17 protein-coding genes are annotated in these 18,377 nt (G+C 44.5%); 13 read left to right on the top strand and 4 right to left on the bottom strand.

Annotation, left to right across the window (positions count from 1 at the left end):
- Nucleotides 1-6 precede the first annotated feature (6 nt).
- A complete protein-coding gene (locus tag R7Z49_RS11940; RefSeq protein WP_005385302.1) occupies nucleotides 7-1,161 on the bottom strand; it encodes a methyltransferase in 1,155 nt (384 codons plus the stop codon).
- 243 nt (nucleotides 1,162-1,404) lie between these two features.
- Here R7Z49_RS11940 and bolA point away from each other — a divergent pair, with 243 nt between their 5' ends.
- The 9 genes from bolA (at nucleotide 1,405) to nqrM (ending at nucleotide 9,448) form a co-directional block, all read left to right on the top strand.
- Complete coding sequence (gene bolA / locus R7Z49_RS11935; RefSeq protein WP_005380262.1) at nucleotides 1,405-1,713, top strand: transcriptional regulator BolA; 309 nt, start codon at nucleotides 1,405-1,407, stop codon at nucleotides 1,711-1,713.
- A gap of 473 nt (nucleotides 1,714-2,186) precedes the next feature.
- Nucleotides 2,187-3,527 (top strand): Na(+)-translocating NADH-quinone reductase subunit A, encoded by a 1,341-nt coding sequence (locus R7Z49_RS11930; RefSeq protein WP_318111682.1) that lies wholly within the window; start codon nucleotides 2,187-2,189, stop codon nucleotides 3,525-3,527.
- 5 nt (nucleotides 3,528-3,532) lie between these two features.
- Nucleotides 3,533-4,777, top strand: a complete 1,245-nt coding sequence (locus R7Z49_RS11925; RefSeq protein ID WP_005380265.1) for an NADH:ubiquinone reductase (Na(+)-transporting) subunit B — start codon at nucleotides 3,533-3,535, stop codon at nucleotides 4,775-4,777.
- Nucleotides 4,767-5,537 carry a Na(+)-translocating NADH-quinone reductase subunit C gene (locus tag R7Z49_RS11920; RefSeq protein WP_005380267.1) on the top strand — a complete coding sequence of 257 codons (771 nt, stop codon included), beginning with the start codon at nucleotides 4,767-4,769 and terminating at the stop codon, nucleotides 5,535-5,537. Before R7Z49_RS11925 ends, R7Z49_RS11920 begins: the two co-directional genes overlap by 11 nt.
- The gene (locus tag R7Z49_RS11915) at nucleotides 5,537-6,169 is read left to right on the top strand and encodes an NADH:ubiquinone reductase (Na(+)-transporting) subunit D (RefSeq protein ID WP_005380269.1); all 633 of its coding nucleotides are present in this window, start codon (nucleotides 5,537-5,539) and stop codon (nucleotides 6,167-6,169) included. The genes R7Z49_RS11920 and R7Z49_RS11915 overlap by 1 nt, the downstream gene beginning before the upstream one ends.
- 7 nt (nucleotides 6,170-6,176) lie before the next feature.
- On the top strand, nucleotides 6,177-6,773 hold the full coding sequence (gene nqrE, locus R7Z49_RS11910) for an NADH:ubiquinone reductase (Na(+)-transporting) subunit E (RefSeq protein ID WP_005380270.1): 597 nt from the start codon (nucleotides 6,177-6,179) through the stop codon (nucleotides 6,771-6,773).
- Nucleotides 6,774-6,806: 33 nt separating this feature from the next.
- Nucleotides 6,807-8,030 carry an NADH:ubiquinone reductase (Na(+)-transporting) subunit F gene (gene nqrF / locus R7Z49_RS11905; protein ID WP_005380271.1) on the top strand — a complete coding sequence of 408 codons (1,224 nt, stop codon included), beginning with the start codon at nucleotides 6,807-6,809 and terminating at the stop codon, nucleotides 8,028-8,030.
- Nucleotides 8,031-8,187: 157 nt separating this feature from the next.
- Nucleotides 8,188-9,192 (top strand): FAD:protein FMN transferase, encoded by a 1,005-nt coding sequence (locus R7Z49_RS11900; protein ID WP_005380272.1) that lies wholly within the window; start codon nucleotides 8,188-8,190, stop codon nucleotides 9,190-9,192.
- A 22-nt stretch (nucleotides 9,193-9,214) separates the two neighbouring features.
- Nucleotides 9,215-9,448, top strand: a complete 234-nt coding sequence (nqrM, locus tag R7Z49_RS11895) for a (Na+)-NQR maturation NqrM (RefSeq protein ID WP_186584711.1) — start codon at nucleotides 9,215-9,217, stop codon at nucleotides 9,446-9,448.
- Nucleotides 9,449-9,606: 158 nt separating this feature from the next.
- Here nqrM and R7Z49_RS11890 read toward each other — a convergent pair whose 3' ends face one another.
- On the bottom strand, nucleotides 9,607-10,824 hold the full coding sequence (locus R7Z49_RS11890; RefSeq protein WP_005380276.1) for a response regulator: 1,218 nt from the start codon (nucleotides 10,822-10,824) through the stop codon (nucleotides 9,607-9,609).
- A 187-nt stretch (nucleotides 10,825-11,011) separates the two neighbouring features.
- Between R7Z49_RS11890 and R7Z49_RS11885 the strand changes: the two genes are divergently transcribed.
- Both R7Z49_RS11885 and dinB read left to right on the top strand, forming a co-directional pair.
- The gene (locus R7Z49_RS11885; RefSeq protein WP_005380277.1) at nucleotides 11,012-11,245 is read left to right on the top strand and encodes a DUF2789 domain-containing protein; all 234 of its coding nucleotides are present in this window, start codon (nucleotides 11,012-11,014) and stop codon (nucleotides 11,243-11,245) included.
- Between the two features lie 76 nt (nucleotides 11,246-11,321).
- On the top strand, nucleotides 11,322-12,386 hold the full coding sequence (gene dinB / locus R7Z49_RS11880) for a DNA polymerase IV (RefSeq protein ID WP_025998728.1): 1,065 nt from the start codon (nucleotides 11,322-11,324) through the stop codon (nucleotides 12,384-12,386).
- Here dinB and R7Z49_RS11875 read toward each other — a convergent pair.
- The gene (locus tag R7Z49_RS11875; RefSeq protein ID WP_182038629.1) at nucleotides 12,383-14,308 is read right to left on the bottom strand and encodes an ATP-dependent DNA helicase RecQ; all 1,926 of its coding nucleotides are present in this window, start codon (nucleotides 14,306-14,308) and stop codon (nucleotides 12,383-12,385) included. The two genes, dinB and R7Z49_RS11875, sit on opposite strands and share 4 nt — an antisense overlap.
- A 76-nt stretch (nucleotides 14,309-14,384) precedes the next feature.
- Here R7Z49_RS11875 and R7Z49_RS11870 point away from each other — a divergent pair, with 76 nt between their 5' ends.
- Together R7Z49_RS11870 and R7Z49_RS11865 are read left to right on the top strand one after the other, a co-directional pair.
- Nucleotides 14,385-14,864 (top strand): GreA/GreB family elongation factor, encoded by a 480-nt coding sequence (locus R7Z49_RS11870; RefSeq protein ID WP_005380280.1) that lies wholly within the window; start codon nucleotides 14,385-14,387, stop codon nucleotides 14,862-14,864.
- 61 nt (nucleotides 14,865-14,925) lie between these two features.
- A complete protein-coding gene (locus R7Z49_RS11865; RefSeq protein WP_005380283.1) occupies nucleotides 14,926-15,669 on the top strand; it encodes a YggN family protein in 744 nt (247 codons plus the stop codon).
- Nucleotides 15,670-15,759: 90 nt separating this feature from the next.
- Here R7Z49_RS11865 and R7Z49_RS11860 read toward each other — a convergent pair whose 3' ends face one another.
- On the bottom strand, nucleotides 15,760-18,306 hold the full coding sequence (locus tag R7Z49_RS11860) for an Ig-like domain-containing protein (protein ID WP_186584712.1): 2,547 nt from the start codon (nucleotides 18,304-18,306) through the stop codon (nucleotides 15,760-15,762).
- Nucleotides 18,307-18,377: the final 71 nt, after the last annotated feature.

Here is an 18,377-nt window from a genome sequence, read left to right as displayed (position 1 = left end):
TAAAGCTTATTTTGCGCTTAATTTAGCAGGATTTTTTGTAGCCTGTAAAATCACAAACTTATTGTTGGAAGCGATAAGTTTCACATTTTTATCGCCAAACAGACGTTTGAGTTTTGCGTCGTACCCGAGGTGACGATTTCCGATAACCAGTAAACGGCCATTTTCACTTAATACTTGTTTAGCATCGCAGAACATTTGCCAAGCAATATGATCGGTGATTGCCTGTTGTTGATGAAACGGTGGATTACACATAACCATAGAGCTGCTGCTGTGTTTAAAACCGTCCAAGCAATTGTTCGCTATGCACTGTATGTCTCTATTTTCACCAAGGTTGTCGCGTAGGTTCTGTTTTGCTGATTCAAGCGCCATAAAACTTTCATCAACACATGTTAGCCGAGCATTTGGATTCAACTGACCAAATTTAACAGACAGAACACCATTGCCGCAGCCAAGATCGATGACATTGTCTATCGAAGGGTCTTGAGGCAGGTGCTGCAGCATAAAGCGTGCACCTAAATCTAAACTTTCTCCTGAATAGACATTTGGCATGTTCTTGAGTTCGATATCTTCGCCATCAACGCGCCAAGTCGTGAAAGGCATTACTTCAATCGGAGGCTCAACTGTTGCTTGAGAAAACACCAATCTGTGCTTTTTCCAGGCCAAAGATGTTTTTGTTTCGCCTAAGTATTTTTCAAACAGTTTTAGCGTCGAAGTATGAATGTCTTTCGCTTTATTGACTGCAATGACGGGGCAGGAAGCCGGTAGCGCCTTTCTTAATTGGCTTAGTATCCACACTAGATGGCGGTTACTTTTGGGCAGTTGCAGCAAGACGAGATCAATATTGGCAGGAACGAGGTCCATCGTGGTGGCAAACGCTACTTTATTGCACTGGTTTTGCTCGAGATTTTGCTGTGCACCTTTATGTGAGATGAATGAATCACTCATTAGCGTTACATGGTGCTTTTCCGAAAACCAGCAGGAGAGGGCACCAAAGCTGTCATTAATCACGAGGATGTTTTGATTGTCTGGCAAAGCAAGCTCTTCAACATGATTAATAAGATACTCATCACCGGCATCCCACGCTTGTAGCGTTTCGTTACTACGTTTTGGGAAACGATGAAGTGTTAAGCTTCGCTCGTGAAGGTTCAGTTCGGTTTTCATAGCTAAATGTAAGTTGATTTAGAAATTAAGTGTTATTGTCGCAAATGATGACGTGTCGAGATACAAAAAGCTGTCAAATTTTACGAGTTCAGTGATGGCTGCTCTCTAGGCATGTTCATGGAGTCGAGCGCCTTGAGACAATATGTCTACAAAGTGCGTCAATAATGAGAGTGACGTTTGAGTGATGCATGTCTGCTTTACTTAGGTATATACTTATGGAATTCGCATCAATGAGGAACGAATATGATCCAAGAAATCATAGAGAAGAAACTACACAGTGAGCTGCAACCCAGCTATCTCAAAGTCATTAATGAGAGCTACATGCATAATGTGCCACCAGGCTCAGAGAGTCATTTCAAAGTGATTGTTGTGAGTGATTCGTTCGCGGGACAGCGTTTGATTGGGCGCCATCGTCAAGTTCATCAAATTTTGGCAGATGAACTGGATAACCACATTCATGCATTAGCTATTCATACATACACTGATGAAGAGTGGAAGCGTGAACAAGATGGCGCCCCTGATAGCCCGATGTGTATGGGTGGCGGTCACTAAAAACGCAAGATATAAAGGTGCAGAGAAAGGTGGCTTAAGGCCATCTTTTTTCGTTTTACATTCTTTAGGGACGTTAACGTGGCACAAATTCTGGTTAAAAAATGTGTTAACAGTGTTTCAACAAATGAATGGAAATTGCAGAATATTTCAGGCGATGAATATCACTTTTCCATAAGATATGTATGGAATATGGCATTTGTGCGATGGGTCAAAGTTATGACTATTCTTTGACCTTTTAGACCTGATTCTACCGAAATAACCCCTCTATTCTAATGATTGATCATGGCATCAAGTTCCTAAAAAATGCTAGACTACGGCACCTGATAAATCTCGCGTATTCCTTGTGACGAGATTTTTAATAGGATGTTGCGATTTTGATGTTTAAAACAACATCAAAACCGGACACTGATGTCGTGTCTAAAAGTTACGCAATCAAAAGAATCTTTTTCCCGATAAAAGTAGTGCAAGTGCGTATGATTACAATAAAGAAGGGCTTGGATCTTCCTATCGCAGGAACTCCATCCCAGGTGATTAATGATGGTAAGACCATCAAAAAAGTCGCCTTGCTTGGCGAAGAGTACGTTGGCATGCGACCTACCATGCATGTCCGCGTTGGTGATGAAGTGAAAAAAGCGCAAGTTCTTTTTGAAGATAAAAAGAACCCAGGCGTGAAATTTACTGCACCAGCAGCCGGTAAAGTGATCGAAGTTAACCGTGGCGCTAAACGTGTCCTTCAATCTGTAGTGATTGAAGTGGCAGGTGAAGAGCAGGTGACATTTGATAAGTTCGAAGCCGCTCAACTTTCAGGTCTAGATCGTGAAGTGATCAAGACTCAGTTGGTTGACTCTGGCTTATGGACCGCTTTACGTACTCGTCCGTTTAGCAAGGTTCCTGCAATCGAGTCTTCTACTAAGGCTATTTTCGTAACTGCAATGGATACTAATCCACTAGCAGCTAAGCCTGAGTTGATCATTAATGAGCAACAAGAAGCATTCATTGCTGGTCTAGACATTCTTTCAGCCCTGACAGAAGGCAAGGTTTACGTATGTAAATCTGGCACTAGCTTGCCACGCTCTTCACAGTCTAACGTAGAAGAACACGTCTTCGATGGCCCTCACCCAGCAGGTCTTGCTGGCACCCACATGCATTTCCTATACCCAGTAAATGCAGAGAATGTGGCATGGAGCATCAACTACCAAGACGTTATCGCGTTCGGTCAGCTGTTCCTAACTGGTGAGCTATGCACAGATCGTGTTGTGTCTCTAGCTGGCCCAGTTGTGAATAACCCTCGTCTAGTTCGTACCGTAATGGGTGCAAGCTTAGATGACCTAACAGATAACGAGCTGATGCCTGGCGAAGTTCGTGTGATCTCTGGTTCAGTACTAACAGGTACACATGCAACTGGTCCACACGCATACCTTGGCCGTTACCATCAACAGGTTTCTGTATTACGTGAAGGCCGTGAAAAAGAACTATTTGGCTGGGCAATGCCTGGTAAGAATAAGTTCTCGGTAACTCGCTCTTTCCTTGGTCACGTATTCAAAGGTCAGTTGTTCAATATGACAACGACGACCAATGGTAGTGATCGTTCAATGGTTCCAATTGGCAACTACGAACGCGTAATGCCTCTAGATATGGAGCCTACTTTGCTGCTTCGTGATCTATGTGCCGGCGACACAGACAGTGCTCAAGCACTGGGTGCGCTTGAACTGGATGAAGAAGATCTAGCATTGTGTACCTTTGTATGTCCAGGTAAGTACGAGTACGGTACGTTACTTCGTGAATGCCTAGATACTATCGAGAAGGAAGGGTAATTTTCATGGCTCTTAAAAAGTTTCTTGAAGACATCGAGCATCATTTTGAGCCTGGTGGCAAACACGAAAAATGGTTTGCCCTGTACGAAGCTGTAGCAACAGTTTTTTACACCCCAGGTATCGTAACAAATAAAAGCTCGCACGTTCGTGATAGCGTTGACCTAAAACGTATCATGATCATGGTTTGGTTTGCGGTATTCCCAGCAATGTTCTGGGGTATGTACAACGCAGGTGGCCAAGCTATTGCAGCACTTAACCACATGTACGCTGGTGACCAACTAGCGACAGTTATCGCAGGTAACTGGCACTACTGGCTAACAGAAATGCTTGGCGGCACTATCGGTGCGGAAGCGGGTGTTGGCAGTAAGATGCTACTAGGTGCGACTTACTTCCTGCCAATCTACGCAACAGTATTTATTGTTGGTGGCTTCTGGGAAGTGTTGTTCTGTATGGTGCGTAAACACGAAGTTAACGAAGGTTTCTTTGTAACTTCTATCTTATTCGCACTTATCGTTCCACCAACGCTACCTCTATGGCAAGCGGCACTAGGTATCACATTTGGTGTTGTTGTAGCAAAAGAGATCTTCGGTGGTACAGGTCGTAACTTCCTTAACCCTGCACTTGCAGGTCGTGCATTTCTATTCTTCGCTTACCCAGCACAAATTTCGGGTGACGTAGTATGGACTGCAGCTGACGGCTTCTCTGGTGCAACTGCTCTTAGCCAATGGGCTCAAGGTGGTAACGGTGCTCTAGTTAACACAGTAACTGGCGCTCCTATCACTTGGATGGACGCGTTCATCGGTAACATCCCTGGCTCTATTGGTGAAGTATCGACTCTAGCTCTAATGATCGGTGCAGCGATGATCGTTTACATGCGAATCGCTTCATGGCGCATCATTGCGGGTGTGATGATCGGTATGATCGCAGTATCGACTCTGTTTAACGTGATCGGTTCTGACACTAATCCAATGTTTAATATGCCATGGCACTGGCACCTAGTTCTAGGTGGTTTTGCATTCGGTATGTTCTTCATGGCAACGGACCCAGTATCAGCGTCATTTACTAGCAAAGGTAAATGGTGGTACGGCATCCTGATTGGTGCAATGTGTGTGATGATCCGTGTAGTTAACCCAGCGTACCCAGAAGGTATGATGCTGGCGATTCTATTCGCGAACCTATTCGCACCTCTGTTCGACCATGTAGTGATTGAGAAGAACATCAAGCGGAGACTAGCACGCTATGGCAAGTAATAACGACAGCATTAAAAAGACGCTGGGTGTTGTTATCGGGTTGAGCCTTGTTTGTTCAATCATCGTATCAACAGCAGCAGTAGGTCTGCGTGATAAGCAAAAAGCTAACGCTGTCCTAGATAAGCAATCAAAGATCGTTGAAGTTGCAGGCATTGACGCAAACGGTAAGAAAGTACCAGAGCTATTTGCTGAGTACATCGAACCTCGTCTAGTAGACCTTGAAACAGGTAACTTTACTGAGGGTAATGCATCTACGTACGATCAACGTGAAGCATCAAAAGATGCAGAACGTTCAATCGCATTGACACCAGAAGAAGACGTAGCTGATATCCGTCGTCGCGCGAATACAGCAGTGGTGTACCTTGTAAAAGATCAAGATGAAGTCCAAAAAGTTATCCTGCCTATGCACGGTAAAGGACTATGGTCGATGATGTATGCCTTTGTAGCCGTTGAAACTGATGGTAACACTGTGTCTGCTATTACTTACTACGAGCAAGGTGAAACTCCTGGACTTGGTGGTGAAGTAGAGAACCCTTCATGGCGCGATCAATTCATTGGCAAGAAATTGTACAATGAAGATCACCAGCCAGCGATTAAGGTCGTGAAAGGCGGCGCACCGCAAGGTTCTGAGCACGGTGTTGATGGCCTATCAGGAGCGACGCTCACTAGTAATGGTGTTCAACACACATTTGACTTCTGGTTAGGTGATATGGGCTTTGGTCCTTTCCTAGCAAAAGTTCGTGACGGAGAACTTAACTAATGTCTAGTGCACAAAACGTTAAAAAGAGCATCCTAGCGCCAGTGTTGGATAACAACCCAATCGCGCTACAAGTTCTTGGTGTATGTTCTGCTCTTGCAGTAACAACTAAACTAGAAACAGCTTTTGTAATGACACTAGCGGTAACATTTGTAACTGCGTTGTCTAACTTCTCTGTTTCATTGATCCGTAACCACATTCCTAACAGTGTGCGTATCATCGTTCAGATGGCAATCATCGCATCGTTAGTAATCGTGGTAGACCAAGTGCTAAAAGCTTACCTATACGATATCTCTAAACAGCTATCTGTATTCGTTGGTCTGATTATCACTAACTGTATCGTAATGGGTCGTGCTGAAGCATTCGCAATGAAGTCTGCGCCAGTACCATCTCTTATTGACGGTATTGGTAACGGTCTAGGTTACGGCTTCGTTCTTATCACTGTAGGTTTCTTCCGTGAGCTATTTGGCTCAGGCAAACTATTTGGTCTAGAAGTTCTACCTCTAGTGAGCAACGGTGGTTGGTACCAGCCTAACGGCCTAATGCTACTAGCACCATCAGCATTCTTCCTAATCGGCTTCCTTATCTGGGTAATCCGTATTCTGAAACCAGAACAAGTAGAAGCGAAGGAGTAAGGACGTCATGGAACATTACATTAGTCTGTTAGTTAAATCGATTTTCATCGAAAACATGGCTCTGTCTTTCTTCCTAGGTATGTGTACTTTCCTTGCCGTATCTAAGAAGGTTAAGACCTCTTTCGGCCTAGGTGTTGCAGTTGTGGTAGTTCTGACTATCGCTGTTCCTGTGAACAACCTGGTATACAACCTAGTTCTGAGAGAGAACGCGTTAGTTGAGGGCGTGGACCTTAGCTTCCTAAACTTCATCACCTTTATCGGTGTAATTGCAGCACTTGTACAGATTCTAGAGATGGTCCTAGACCGTTTCTTCCCACCTTTGTACAACGCGCTAGGCATCTTCCTACCGCTGATCACAGTAAACTGTGCAATCTTCGGGGGTGTATCTTTCATGGTACAACGTGACTACAACTTTGCTGAATCGATCGTTTACGGTTTCGGCTCTGGTGTGGGCTGGATGCTAGCAATCGTTGCTCTTGCAGGTATCCGTGAGAAGATGAAGTACTCTGACGTACCTCCAGGTCTACGTGGTCTTGGTATCACATTTATCACTGTAGGTCTTATGGCGTTAGGCTTTATGTCTTTCTCTGGTGTTCAACTGTAAGTCGGGTAAACCGCAACAATTAAGGAATAGTCAATGGACATTATTCTTGGTGTAGTGATGTTTACTCTGATCGTACTAGCACTAGTACTAGTGATTCTTTTCGCTAAGTCTAAGCTTGTACCAACAGGTGACATTACAATTTCTGTGAACGATGACCCTTCTCTGGCGATCGTTACACAACCAGGTGGTAAGCTACTGAGTGCTCTAGCAGGTGCTGGCGTATTCGTATCTTCTGCTTGTGGTGGCGGTGGCTCATGTGGTCAGTGTCGCGTAAAAGTTAAATCAGGTGGTGGCGACATCCTACCAACCGAGCTTGACCATATTACTAAAGGTGAAGCGCGTGAAGGTGAGCGTCTAGCGTGTCAGGTTGCAATGAAAACTGACATGGATATCGAGCTTCCTGAAGAAATCTTCGGCGTTAAGAAGTGGGAATGTACTGTTATCTCTAACGATAACAAAGCGACATTCATCAAAGAGCTTAAGCTACAAATTCCAGATGGCGAATCAGTACCTTTCCGTGCTGGTGGTTACATCCAGATTGAAGCTCCTGCTCACCACGTGAAATACGCAGACTACGATATTCCTGAGGAATACCGTGAAGACTGGGAGAAGTTCAACCTTTTCCGTTACGAGTCTAAAGTTAATGAAGAGACCATTCGTGCATACTCTATGGCTAACTACCCAGAAGAGCACGGTATCATCATGCTTAACGTTCGTATCGCAACTCCGCCGCCCAACAACCCAGACGTACCACCAGGCATCATGTCTTCGTACATCTGGTCTCTAAAAGAAGGCGACAAGTGTACTATTTCTGGTCCATTTGGTGAGTTCTTTGCGAAAGATACAGATGCAGAAATGGTATTCGTTGGTGGTGGTGCTGGTATGGCTCCAATGCGCTCACACATCTTCGACCAACTTAAGCGTCTGCACTCTAAGCGTAAGATGTCTTTCTGGTACGGCGCACGTTCTAAGCGTGAAATGTTCTACGTAGAAGACTTCGATATGCTACAAGCTGAGAATGACAACTTCGTATGGCACTGTGCACTGTCTGATCCACTTCCAGAAGATAACTGGGATGGTTACACTGGCTTTATTCACAACGTTCTTTACGAGAACTACCTACGTGATCACGAAGCGCCAGAAGACTGTGAATACTACATGTGTGGTCCACCTATGATGAACGCTGCTGTAATCGGCATGCTAAAAGATCTAGGTGTAGAGGATGAAAACATCCTACTAGATGACTTCGGTGGTTAATTCCTCCAAGTGATTGAATCTATGGCTAGCTCTCCAAGAGAGCTAGCCATTATTTTTTATAGACATAAAACTGATACTCAACAGTTGATATAGGTAATCGGATTGAAAGGATTGATCCTATTTCCCATATCAATTCAACAACATTGGGAGTTAACAAGTGAAAAAGTGGCTTGTTGCATTTGCTTCTCTATTGATTTTGGCTGGCTGTGAGCAGCCTGCCGATCAAATTCATTTAAGTGGCCCTACCATGGGGACTTCTTACAACATCAAGTATATCGAGCAAGATGGTATTCCAACGCCAAAAGCGATGCAGACAGAAATTGATCGCTTATTGGAAGAGGTTAATGACCAAATGTCGACCTATCGTGACGACTCAGAGTTAAGTCGTTTTAATCAGCATCAAACGAGCGAGCCATTTACAGTTTCGACACAAACTGCAACGGTAGTGAAAGAAGCAATTCGCCTTAACGGTCTTACTTTAGGTGCATTGGATGTGACGGTCGGCCCTCTAGTTAACCTGTGGGGGTTTGGTCCAGAAGCTCGTCCAGATGTAGTTCCAACCGATGAAGAACTCGCTGCTCGCAAAGCAAATACCGGTATTCACCACCTATCTGTTGATGGTAATACACTGTCCAAAGACCTTCCTAACTTGTACGTCGACCTATCGACGATTGCGAAAGGTTGGGGGGTTGACGTGGTTGCTGACTACCTTCAATCTGAAGGGGTACAGAACTTTATGGTCGAAGTTGGCGGTGAAATGCGTCTCAAAGGTGTCAATCGTGAAGGTGTGCCTTGGCGTATCGCAATTGAAAAACCGACCGTTGATGAACGTTCAATTCAAGAAATTATTGAACCAGGCGACATGGCAATTGCAACAAGTGGTGACTATCGTAATTACTTTGAGAGTAATGGTGTGAGATACTCTCATATTATTAATCCACGAACAGGCAAACCAATTCATCATAAAGTGGTGTCTGTAACGGTATTAGATAAATCGTCGATGACTGCTGATGGTCTTGCAACTGGTCTTATGGTGCTAGGTGAAGACAAAGGCATGGCAATTGCGAACGAAAATAATATTCCTGTTTTCATGATTGTGAAAACGGAAGATGGTTTTAAAGAGTTGGCTTCGGAAGCATACAAGCCATTCATGAAGAAATAACAACAGAAGTGAGCATGTTTTTATGAATACATTTCTAATTACCTTTGCTGTGTTTGTCGTGGTAATCACTGCAATGGCTGTCGGATACATTTTCCAAAAGAAAGTCGTGAAAGGTAGCTGTGGTGGCTTAGGGGCAGTTGGCATCGAAAAAGTGTGTAATTGTCCAGAACCCTGCGATGCGCGTAAAAAACGTGAAGCGCGCGAGGCTGCGCGTGCTGAGAAATTGGCGGCGTGGGAAAAAAATAGAATTGCTTAGTATTGGTTAATCGTACTAAGAAAGTGATAAAGCTCAGCGTTCTGCTGAGCTTTATTTTTAGGCAGCTAACCAAAGCTCAGATGTCCGAGAAAGAGCCCAATACCGTGTTTTGTTGTTTCTTTCTCTCATGTTACAGAGCAAGACCACACTGATAGTCATTAGGACGAAGAAATGATTTGGTTACGTCCGTTCTCTTTGGCCATGTAAAGTCGCTCATCCGCCACTTTTATTTGTTGTTCCAGCTCCCCCTCGATGTTGCTTACACCAATACTCGCGGTCACAAGAATGTTTTTGTCCAAATAAGTTATTGGCGTTTTTTCTATGCGCTGTCTCATTTGTTCTAAGCGTGTTAGAAAGCCGTCATAGTCGCCACTGGCTTGAATACAAAACTCCTCGCCACCAAGCCTAGCGACAATATCATTTGGAAAATAGATTTTTAGAATATTCGCTATCATGACTAACACTGCATCGCCGCCCTCATGTCCGTGTGTATCATTTACTTGCTTAAAGAAATCGATATCAAGCATCGCGATGTTTCTTTGAGCGTTTTCTACATGGGGTTGCTCAAACAGAAAGCGGCGGTTCCATAAGCCCGTTAGCGCATCTTGATTTGCCATTTTAAACAGTTCAGATGTTGCGTCTTTGATATCTAACAGTTGGTGAATACGGCAAAAAAATTCTTCTTGATTAAATGGCTTGTATAAAAAGTCATTGGCCCCTGCTTTTAGAAACCTAGCCGTCATGGTCTTAGAGTTACTACCCGACAAGCCGAGAATGGCTAATTGATTTTTATCCCACTTCCGACGTAATTCACGCACCATAGTAATGCCATCTTTAACGGGCATATCATGGTCGGTTAAAACGAGAGTGATATCTGGATTTTGCTCGACAAGCTCTAGGGCTTTTTGCCCATTGTCAGCTTCCAACGTCTGAATATATTGATGCTCCAAAAGTTGGGCAATGTGTCTTCTTACGGTGTGTGAATCATCAACGACTAAACATTTGTGTTGTTGATTGTTGGTTAGTCGCTTGAGGAGTGGTAATAGATAGGAAACGGACGCCATGCTGTCTTTCAAAATATAGTCGAGGACACCTTTTGCGAGCATCTTTTCGCGAGTGTCTTCTTGAAATCGAGCCGTTAAAACAATGACACGATGACCATGTTCCAAAACGAGGTCAATAATCTCGCCATCTTGAGCATCCGGTAAACAATAGTCTAAAACCGCACAGAAGAGGTCCTGTGCTGAAGATAACAAGTTCTTTGCCTCCGCGTAGCTTTCTGCTGCGATGACCTCATAACCAGCTTGGCTTATTGTTTGGCAAAGAAAGTTTTTAAACGCACGACTATCTTCAACAACCAGAATCTTATTACTCAAGCGCAGTCCCCAAAATTAATTGTTTAAAATCAATGATAACTAAAATTAAACTTATCGCCATAAAAAAACACATGTCAACCAAAAGTAGAACAACTACTCAAATGTTTGACACGCATCCGTTAACATCACATCATTATTCCTGTCTTAGTTATATAATTATCTTTAGCTAACGTAGGGAGAAAGTAGTATGGAAATGCATCAACATGGTATGGCTGAGCTATTTCAACAACTGGGCCTCGGTAGCTCTCCTCAAGAAATGAAAGATTTTATTAATCAACATCGACACAAAAGAGATTCTGCGCCTTTACATGAAGCTAGCTTTTGGACGATGTCACAGGCGAACTTTCTAAAACAAGCCATCGAAGAAGATGCAGATTGGGCCGAATTGGTCGATCAATTGGACGTAATGCTTCGAGATTGACGTTCGCTTAAACACGCCCATTCCTCTTCAGGTAGATTTGATTTATACTGTTTTTTTGAACAGTACTTTGATGGCTATGTCAGATCGAATTAGAAAAATTATTCATGTCGATATGGATTGTTTTTATGCTGCCGTAGAGATGAGAGATAACCCCAGTTACCGTGGCATTGCACTCGCTGTTGGCGGACATGAAAAGCAGCGTGGAGTGATTAGCACCTGTAATTATGATGCGCGTAAATATGGTGTTCGCAGTGCAATGTCAACGGCGCGCGCGCTGCAACTCTGCCCTCATTTGTTGGTTGTGCCCGGTAGAATGCATGTATACAAGCAAGTCTCTCAGCAAATTCGTGCTATTTTTGAGCGTTATACGCCTATCATTGAACCTCTCTCATTGGATGAAGCATACCTCGATGTAACTGACTCGACAGCTTGCCGTGGCTCCGCAACGTTGATCGCAGAGTCAATTCGCCGTGATATCTGGAGTGAACTTGGGTTGACGGCATCGGCGGGCATTGCTCCGATTAAGTTTCTTGCTAAGGTCGCGTCAGACATGAACAAGCCCAACGGTCAGTTTGTGATTCCGCCAGAGAAAGTCCAAGAGGTTATCGATAGTCTTCCGTTAGAGAATATTCCTGGCGTGGGAAAAGTGAGTCTTGAGAAGCTCCACCAAGCCGGTTTTTATCGATGTGAGGACATTAAAAACAGTGACTATCGAGAGTTGTTGAGGCAGTTTGGTCGTCAGGGTGCCTCCTTATGGCAGCGAAGCCATGGAATTGATAATCGAGAAGTCGTTGTTGAGCGCGAGAGAAAGTCCGTCGGTGTGGAAAGGACATTCAGCCAGAACATCGCAACCTATGGTGAATGTTGGCAAGTGATTGAGGAGAAACTTTATCCTGAACTCGAGAAACGTTTAGAGCGTGCAAGCCCAGATAAGTCGATTATTAAACAAGGTATTAAAGTCAAATTTGCCGATTTTCAACTGACAACAATTGAGCACATCCATCCGCAATTAGAGCTTGAGGACTTCAAGATCTTGCTAAGAGATATTCTTAAACGCCAAAATGGACGGGAAATTCGCCTTTTAGGCTTGAACGTGATGCTCAAGCCCGAAGACCAAGCGCGTCAATTGAGCTTTTTTTAGGCCCTTACCGTTTCTACCTGCGTTAATACCTGCTCAAAACTTACGTTTGCCATTGCACCATAACCTGCTAGCTTTGAGGCTTTTAGCTGGCTAATCAAAGGAGTGCTGATTCCGCACAAGAAGCGAGCAACGGCATCATTACTGATGGCCGATGGGGAAAGCTGAATAAACTCCTGCGCCCATATCGATACTTGAGATTGTTCAATATCTTCAGGTTCTGGTGCTGTGAATGTGGCGACGTGACCACGACACACGGAGCAGTGACCACATTGCTTTGGTGCATCGTGATCCGCAAAGTAGTTCGCCAATTGTGAGCTCAAACAGTGCTCGGACTGGAACAAGTGCAGCATGGTGTGGATTCTTTCGATATCTTTGCTTTCTTTGGATTGGAACAGTTCAGACAGTTGTTGGATTAAAACATCCGAGCTCTGTTTGGTTGGCATAACTGAGTACACGTCCGTCAGTTGTTTGCTCTCTAGTTCTATCCAGCCGTTCTGGTGAAAATAGTCGAGCGCTGCGACAACTCGGCTGCGTTCCGATTGATAGTTCATCCATAGCGCTTCTAGATCAACTTGGCACCACACTTTGGCTTTTTGTGAGCAGGAAAAAATAGCCTCCACAAATTGACGTCGCTCGCCTTGAAATTGATTCACAATAAATTGCTGATCGTGCAAAAACTTAAACCGATATTCCGCAAAGTAACTGTACTTTGCTTCAATGACGTTATGTAGCTCCAAATAAACCAACAAGGTTTTGAGTGGCAATTGGCGGATATTACTTTCACGCGACAAACGCAGTGGCACTACCTCCCATTGTGGAGCATGTTCTTTCGCTTGCTCGACCACATAGTTAATTGACGTAAATTCTGGTGTGTCACCATAGACAAAATTCTCCAACACCGTTAAGCCGGACGTATTGCCTAGCAGAATGCACTCAGAGCGTTGCCCGTCCCTGCCTGCACGTCCAATCTCTTGTGCGTAGTTCTCGATTGATTTGGGTAAGTCGAAGTGAATGACGCGTCGAATATCAGATTTATCGACCCCCATACCAAATGCAATCGTTGCAACAATACAGTCAATTTGGCCATCCATGAACTGCTGTTGGATTTGTTCACGAACGTCGCTTTTCATGCCAGCGTGGTATGCGTGAGCGTTAATGCCAATATGGATTAATGACTTTGCTACTCGTTCTGCTGTTTGCTGCTGCGTCACGTATACGATGGTCGGAAGCTTAGGTGAAGAGGCGATGATCTCACTGAGCTGTTCTTGTTTCTTTGTTTCCTCACACGGGATCACCGAGATATCCAGATTAGAGCGGTAGAAGCCTGTAACGGTAATATGTTCACTGGCAATATCGAACTTTTTTTGCATGTCTTCAATAACTGCAGGCGTTGCCGTTGCGGTGAGAAGTAAAGACTGTGGGATGTTCAGTTCACGTTGATATTGCGGTAGTTTGAGATAATCTGGACGAAAGTTATGCCCCCATTCGGAAATACAGTGCGCTTCATCAATGACCATCAAAGAAATCGGTACTTGGCGAATGAATTCACGAAAACGCTCATTTTTTAGTCGCTCAACAGAAATCATCAAGATTTTGATTTGTCCATTCTTCACGCCAGCCATGACCTGTTGTGCTTCTTCTCTACTTTGACTGCTATCGATAGAAGCGGCCGCGATTCCTTTACTTTGTAAAAAGCTCAGTTGATCCTTCATTAACGCCAACAACGGAGAGATCACCAACGTAAGGTTGGGTAATATGGTTGCAGGTAGTTGATAACAGAGTGACTTCCCCGAGCCTGTAGGAAAGATTGCCGCAGCAGAGTAACCATTCATAACGGCTTCAATAACGGGTTGCTGACCTTGGCGTAATGAGTCAAAACCAAATACAGATTGAAGTGTTTGATGCAGCGAGTCACTTTGCATAATAGGGAAACCTTTCTTTGATGGTAAACTTGGCTACATTAACACACCCCGAATACTAAACGCGCGTCCTAAAAGTATGAACAAAGCTGACTTAGTCCAAATTATCATCCAACATCTGGAAGAAAAACTTCAAGTTGCCCATTCATCGGCTCAGCGAGCTATCGATGCCGCCACAGATGAAGAAACTGTTCCCGAGCACAAGTACGATACATTGGCACTTGAAGCCGCGTATCTTGCTCATGGACAAGCTATGCGAATTCAAGATAGTGAAGAGGAGTTGCGTCAATATCGTTCTTTAGTGACTCGTAACTTTAAGAATGCGCCTGTTGGTGTTGGTGCTTACGTTGTTCTCGCAGATGAGAATTTGATCGAAAAGCACTTCTTTGTAGGCCCTTGCTCTGGTGGTTTGACTGTTCAATATCAGACTCTGGAAGTCTTTGTCTTAACAGCCAAATCTCCTCTGGGTCGAGCGTTGTTCGGGAAAGAAGAGGGTGATGAGGTTGACGTGAAAATAGGAGATAAAACAACTTGTTACGAAGTCGTGACGATTTGCTGACATCTCATGTATCACTCAGTGTTATGTTTAACACGAGTAATGTTAAATAAAAGAGAATGACATGAAAAAGCTTTTTACACTCTCATTGCTGATGGTCAGTGCTACTGGTTATGCAGCGCAGTGTCGTGTGGACATCAATAATGAAGTCCGTATGGATGGGCAAAGCTTGGAAATTCGCCAAACGACAGGTGATAAAGCTGTCGTGGATGAGGATAACAACCTCTTCATCAAAGGTGAGCTAATTGAACTCAATGCCGACCAAAAAGCGGCAATTGAAGACTATCGCGAAAAAATGAACGCGTATATTCCACAAGCAAAGCAATTGGCGAGTGATGGTTTAGCGCTTGCGAATGATATTATTGATGATGTTGCGGAAAGCCTCGATGCACCTGGTGCGTTTGATAATGTAAAAGTCGCAGTAAAGGACTTTTTCGCTGATGTTGAATCACGTTACTACAAAGATGGTGATTTCATCCTGCCTGCGGAGAGTTTTGAGTCTATGACACAAGGGTGGACTGAAGACTTTGCAAAAGCACAAGAGATCTTCAATAAAGAGTTTTTAGCCAGTTCGTTGGATGCTTTATCGAAAAAAATGAAGGAAGAGGGAGGGATAAACCTCACTGCATTATCAGAGAGTATGGCTGAACTCAGCGCGAAAGTAGAAGAGCGTTTAGCCGAGCATTCGAAAGAGGTAGAACAACAAGCAGAAGACTTGTGCGATTCGCTGGATGACATGGCAGGGCAAGAAAACGATCTGTTGAAGAAAATCCCTGAGCTAAAAGATTACCGAGTATTTACGATTTAATTACTCATTAAAAAGCAAAAACTCGATGAGATAAAGAAAGAGAGCACTATTGTGCTCTCTTTGCGTTTTACTCGCTTATTCTTTGATAGCTTATTGCGCATTCATCTCGGTGAGTTTATCGCCGACAGGTTTTGAGAAGTTAAAGCCATCATGCTGATCCCAGTTGATAGACCATGTCATTACTCCTGCATAATTCGGGTAATGGTACGCTGGTTTAACGGTGCCACATGAAGTGCCTTTGGTTAAACAATCTAGTGCGTTGATAATATTCTGTGTTGGAGCCTGCCCTGAATTTGCCGAGCTAGGACCTGAAGGTAAACCGATTGCGACTTGATCATCGCGCAATGGTGCAAATTGAGTGCCGTCGGCCAACTCAAAACCTTCGATAAGCATTTTAGATTGCGCTACCATCATATCCACAGAGCCTTCTGGTGCACTGCCTGGCAGGTATGGGTTTGGCAAACCGCCGTTGTTATATAACTGGACGTGAAGCAAGTCGAGCGTGCTGCGTGTCTCGTTTATCACAGGAATGTAAGCTCCCCAAATACCGCTGTAAGCTACATAGCCGCCTTGAACATAAGGGTGCTCAGGCGCCATGGTTAGGTACATATCGCCACCCATGTTTTGCTCTATTTGAAGCAAAGCACGACCAAGGCGAGCTTGAATTTGCGAGCCATGAACTAAGTTAGAACCACTCTCTAAATCCACATCTAGACCATCAAAGCCCCAATCAGCGATAAGACCTGTTAGGCTAGAGACAAAGTTTGCTTCATCTTGGTCGGTATTCAGCGTAATCGTGCCTTCTGCGCCGCCAAGAGAGAGAACAAACTTCTTACCTTTAGCTTGAAGCGCTGCCATGTCCTGCTTGAATTGTGTTGGATCGAGTGCTGGACAATCGCTGTAAATATCGCCTGAATATAGATTAAAGTGCACAGTGCCATCACTGTTGCGATCATTTTCAGCAAAGGCAATATCAATCACATCCCAAGCATCTGCCATATCTGCTAGACGAATTGGACAGCCCGCACCATTTACAAAATTGTGCCAGTAACCGATGAGTTTATGGCGTTTCTCTACTTGCTCAACCACCGTTATTGCTGCGGCGTCAGACAATGCATTGCTTCCTGACAAATCCACAGCTTGGGCGCTAACTGTAAAGTTACCAAGTGCAGTTGGTGTCCAGTTGGCTGTGTAAGGTGCCGTGGTATCGGTTGCAACAATAGAGCCGTTGATCATGAAATCAACGTGTTTAATGCCTGAAGTTAAAGACGTTGCATCGGCGCTTAATGCGAGGCTTTTGCCTAATCCGGTGGTCTGACCGCTGCTTGGTGAAGTCAGAGAGACGACCAAATCTTTATCGCTGACTTCCACACCAACCAGGGACTCTGACGTGTTGTTATCATTATCGGTTGCGACGGCTTTAAGCTGGTTAGCGCCAATAAGTGTGGCGTTCCAAGTAACGGAATATGGCGCTTGAGTGGTGACCCCTAAGCTGGTGTTGTTCGCAAAAAACTCAACTTGCGTGACTGTGCCATCAGCATCGCTTGCGTTTGCCGTGATTTCGTTATTGCTGCCAGCGAGCACGACTTGTCCATCCGTTGGTGCCGCAATGGTAACTTGCGGTGGTGTCGAACAAGCACCTAGGCCACTCCAAGCATCTTGCCAGTATAGCCCTTCACCAGGCTCGTAAGCCCATGTCGCATCCGAGGAGCACCAACCAGCAACATCACAACGATATTTTTGGTTGAAGTGAGAAACCAGGTCGCCAGCTTGATAACTTGTGCCTGCCACATAAGGTACTGCATCTGGACATCCGCCCGTTCCGGTTTCTGAATTACTAATAACCAGCGCTACTTCTTGGCTCATCGTTGCGAGGTTTGTATCATCAGTCGCTTGTGCTTTGAACGAGTATGTACCTGGACTAGCGGTCCATTGATATTCGTAAGGTGCGCTAGTATCAATGGCGACAGATTGATTGTTTACGAAGAACTCAACTTGTGTGACCACACCATCAATATCGTCAGCTTGAGCGGCTACGGTTAGGTTATCGCCTACATTAAGCACTTCTGTGCCTACTGGGCTTGTCAATGAAATGCTTGGTGGCGGTAATTCGACTTGTGGTTGAACTTGGATAGAAATCGTCGTGGTGCTAACAGCTCCCTCATTATCTGTCGCAATTGCGGTCAATTGCGAGATCCCTTCAATAGCTGTCCAAGAAGCTTCGAATGGTGCTTGAGTTACCACAGCAACGGTTTGGTTGCCTGCAACAAACTCAATTTGTGTGATTTGGCCATCTTCGTCAGCTGCGTTGGCTAACAAAGTGATCGCACTGCCTTCGGGAATTTGTGCGTTGTTTATTGGAGAGGAGAACGACACCGTTGGTGATAAATTGTTGCTTCCACCATCACATTGCCCTAACGCTTTCCATGCTTCCCAAGATCCTGAGTTGGTCACGGGATCATTGCCTTGCGTCCAATATGCAGCCTCATAAGCGGCTCCTTGCGTTTTTACTAAAGCGCCCGATGTATAAGTCGCAGTGCTGTCCCAGTCGGGTAGACTTTGACAGTTATAGGCTTGAGCTTGGTAGCTGGCGCTGAGTGCTACAACCATCGCTCCGTGAAGTAGGGTGACCTTCATTTTCCTCTCCTTGAATCATGGGTATAAATGAGAACAGAGTAATAACTAGCTGATAAATAGACATTAGGGGG

It is taken from the genome of Vibrio sp. 1562 (assembly GCF_033340155.1).
Taxonomy (GTDB): domain Bacteria; phylum Pseudomonadota; class Gammaproteobacteria; order Enterobacterales; family Vibrionaceae; genus Vibrio; species Vibrio alginolyticus.
Note: the sequence above shows the minus strand (reverse complement) of the source record. Positions and strands in the feature narration are given on the sequence as shown.

What these genes read in the sequence shown, in the direction of transcription:
- R7Z49_RS11920 (WP_005380267.1), top strand. Translation starts at nt 4,767, where the DNA reads ATGGCAAGTAATAACGACAGCATTAAAAAGACGCTGGGTGTTGTTATC.
- R7Z49_RS11870 (WP_005380280.1), top strand. Translation starts at nt 14,385, where the DNA reads ATGAACAAAGCTGACTTAGTCCAAATTATCATCCAACATCTGGAAGAA.
- nqrE (WP_005380270.1), top strand. Translation starts at nt 6,177, where the DNA reads ATGGAACATTACATTAGTCTGTTAGTTAAATCGATTTTCATCGAAAAC.
- nqrM (WP_186584711.1), top strand. Translation starts at nt 9,215, where the DNA reads ATGAATACATTTCTAATTACCTTTGCTGTGTTTGTCGTGGTAATCACT.
- R7Z49_RS11865 (WP_005380283.1), top strand. Translation starts at nt 14,926, where the DNA reads ATGAAAAAGCTTTTTACACTCTCATTGCTGATGGTCAGTGCTACTGGT.
- bolA (WP_005380262.1), top strand. Translation starts at nt 1,405, where the DNA reads ATGATCCAAGAAATCATAGAGAAGAAACTACACAGTGAGCTGCAACCC.
- R7Z49_RS11925 (WP_005380265.1), top strand. Translation starts at nt 3,533, where the DNA reads ATGGCTCTTAAAAAGTTTCTTGAAGACATCGAGCATCATTTTGAGCCT.
- dinB (WP_025998728.1), top strand. Translation starts at nt 11,322, where the DNA reads ATGTCAGATCGAATTAGAAAAATTATTCATGTCGATATGGATTGTTTT.
- R7Z49_RS11940 (WP_005385302.1), bottom strand. Translation starts at nt 1,161, where the DNA reads ATGAAAACCGAACTGAACCTTCACGAGCGAAGCTTAACACTTCATCGT.
- R7Z49_RS11860 (WP_186584712.1), bottom strand. Translation starts at nt 18,306, where the DNA reads ATGAAGGTCACCCTACTTCACGGAGCGATGGTTGTAGCACTCAGCGCC.
- R7Z49_RS11885 (WP_005380277.1), top strand. Translation starts at nt 11,012, where the DNA reads ATGGAAATGCATCAACATGGTATGGCTGAGCTATTTCAACAACTGGGC.
- nqrF (WP_005380271.1), top strand. Translation starts at nt 6,807, where the DNA reads ATGGACATTATTCTTGGTGTAGTGATGTTTACTCTGATCGTACTAGCA.
- R7Z49_RS11915 (WP_005380269.1), top strand. Translation starts at nt 5,537, where the DNA reads ATGTCTAGTGCACAAAACGTTAAAAAGAGCATCCTAGCGCCAGTGTTG.
- R7Z49_RS11930 (WP_318111682.1), top strand. Translation starts at nt 2,187, where the DNA reads ATGATTACAATAAAGAAGGGCTTGGATCTTCCTATCGCAGGAACTCCA.
- R7Z49_RS11875 (WP_182038629.1), bottom strand. Translation starts at nt 14,308, where the DNA reads ATGCAAAGTGACTCGCTGCATCAAACACTTCAATCTGTATTTGGTTTT.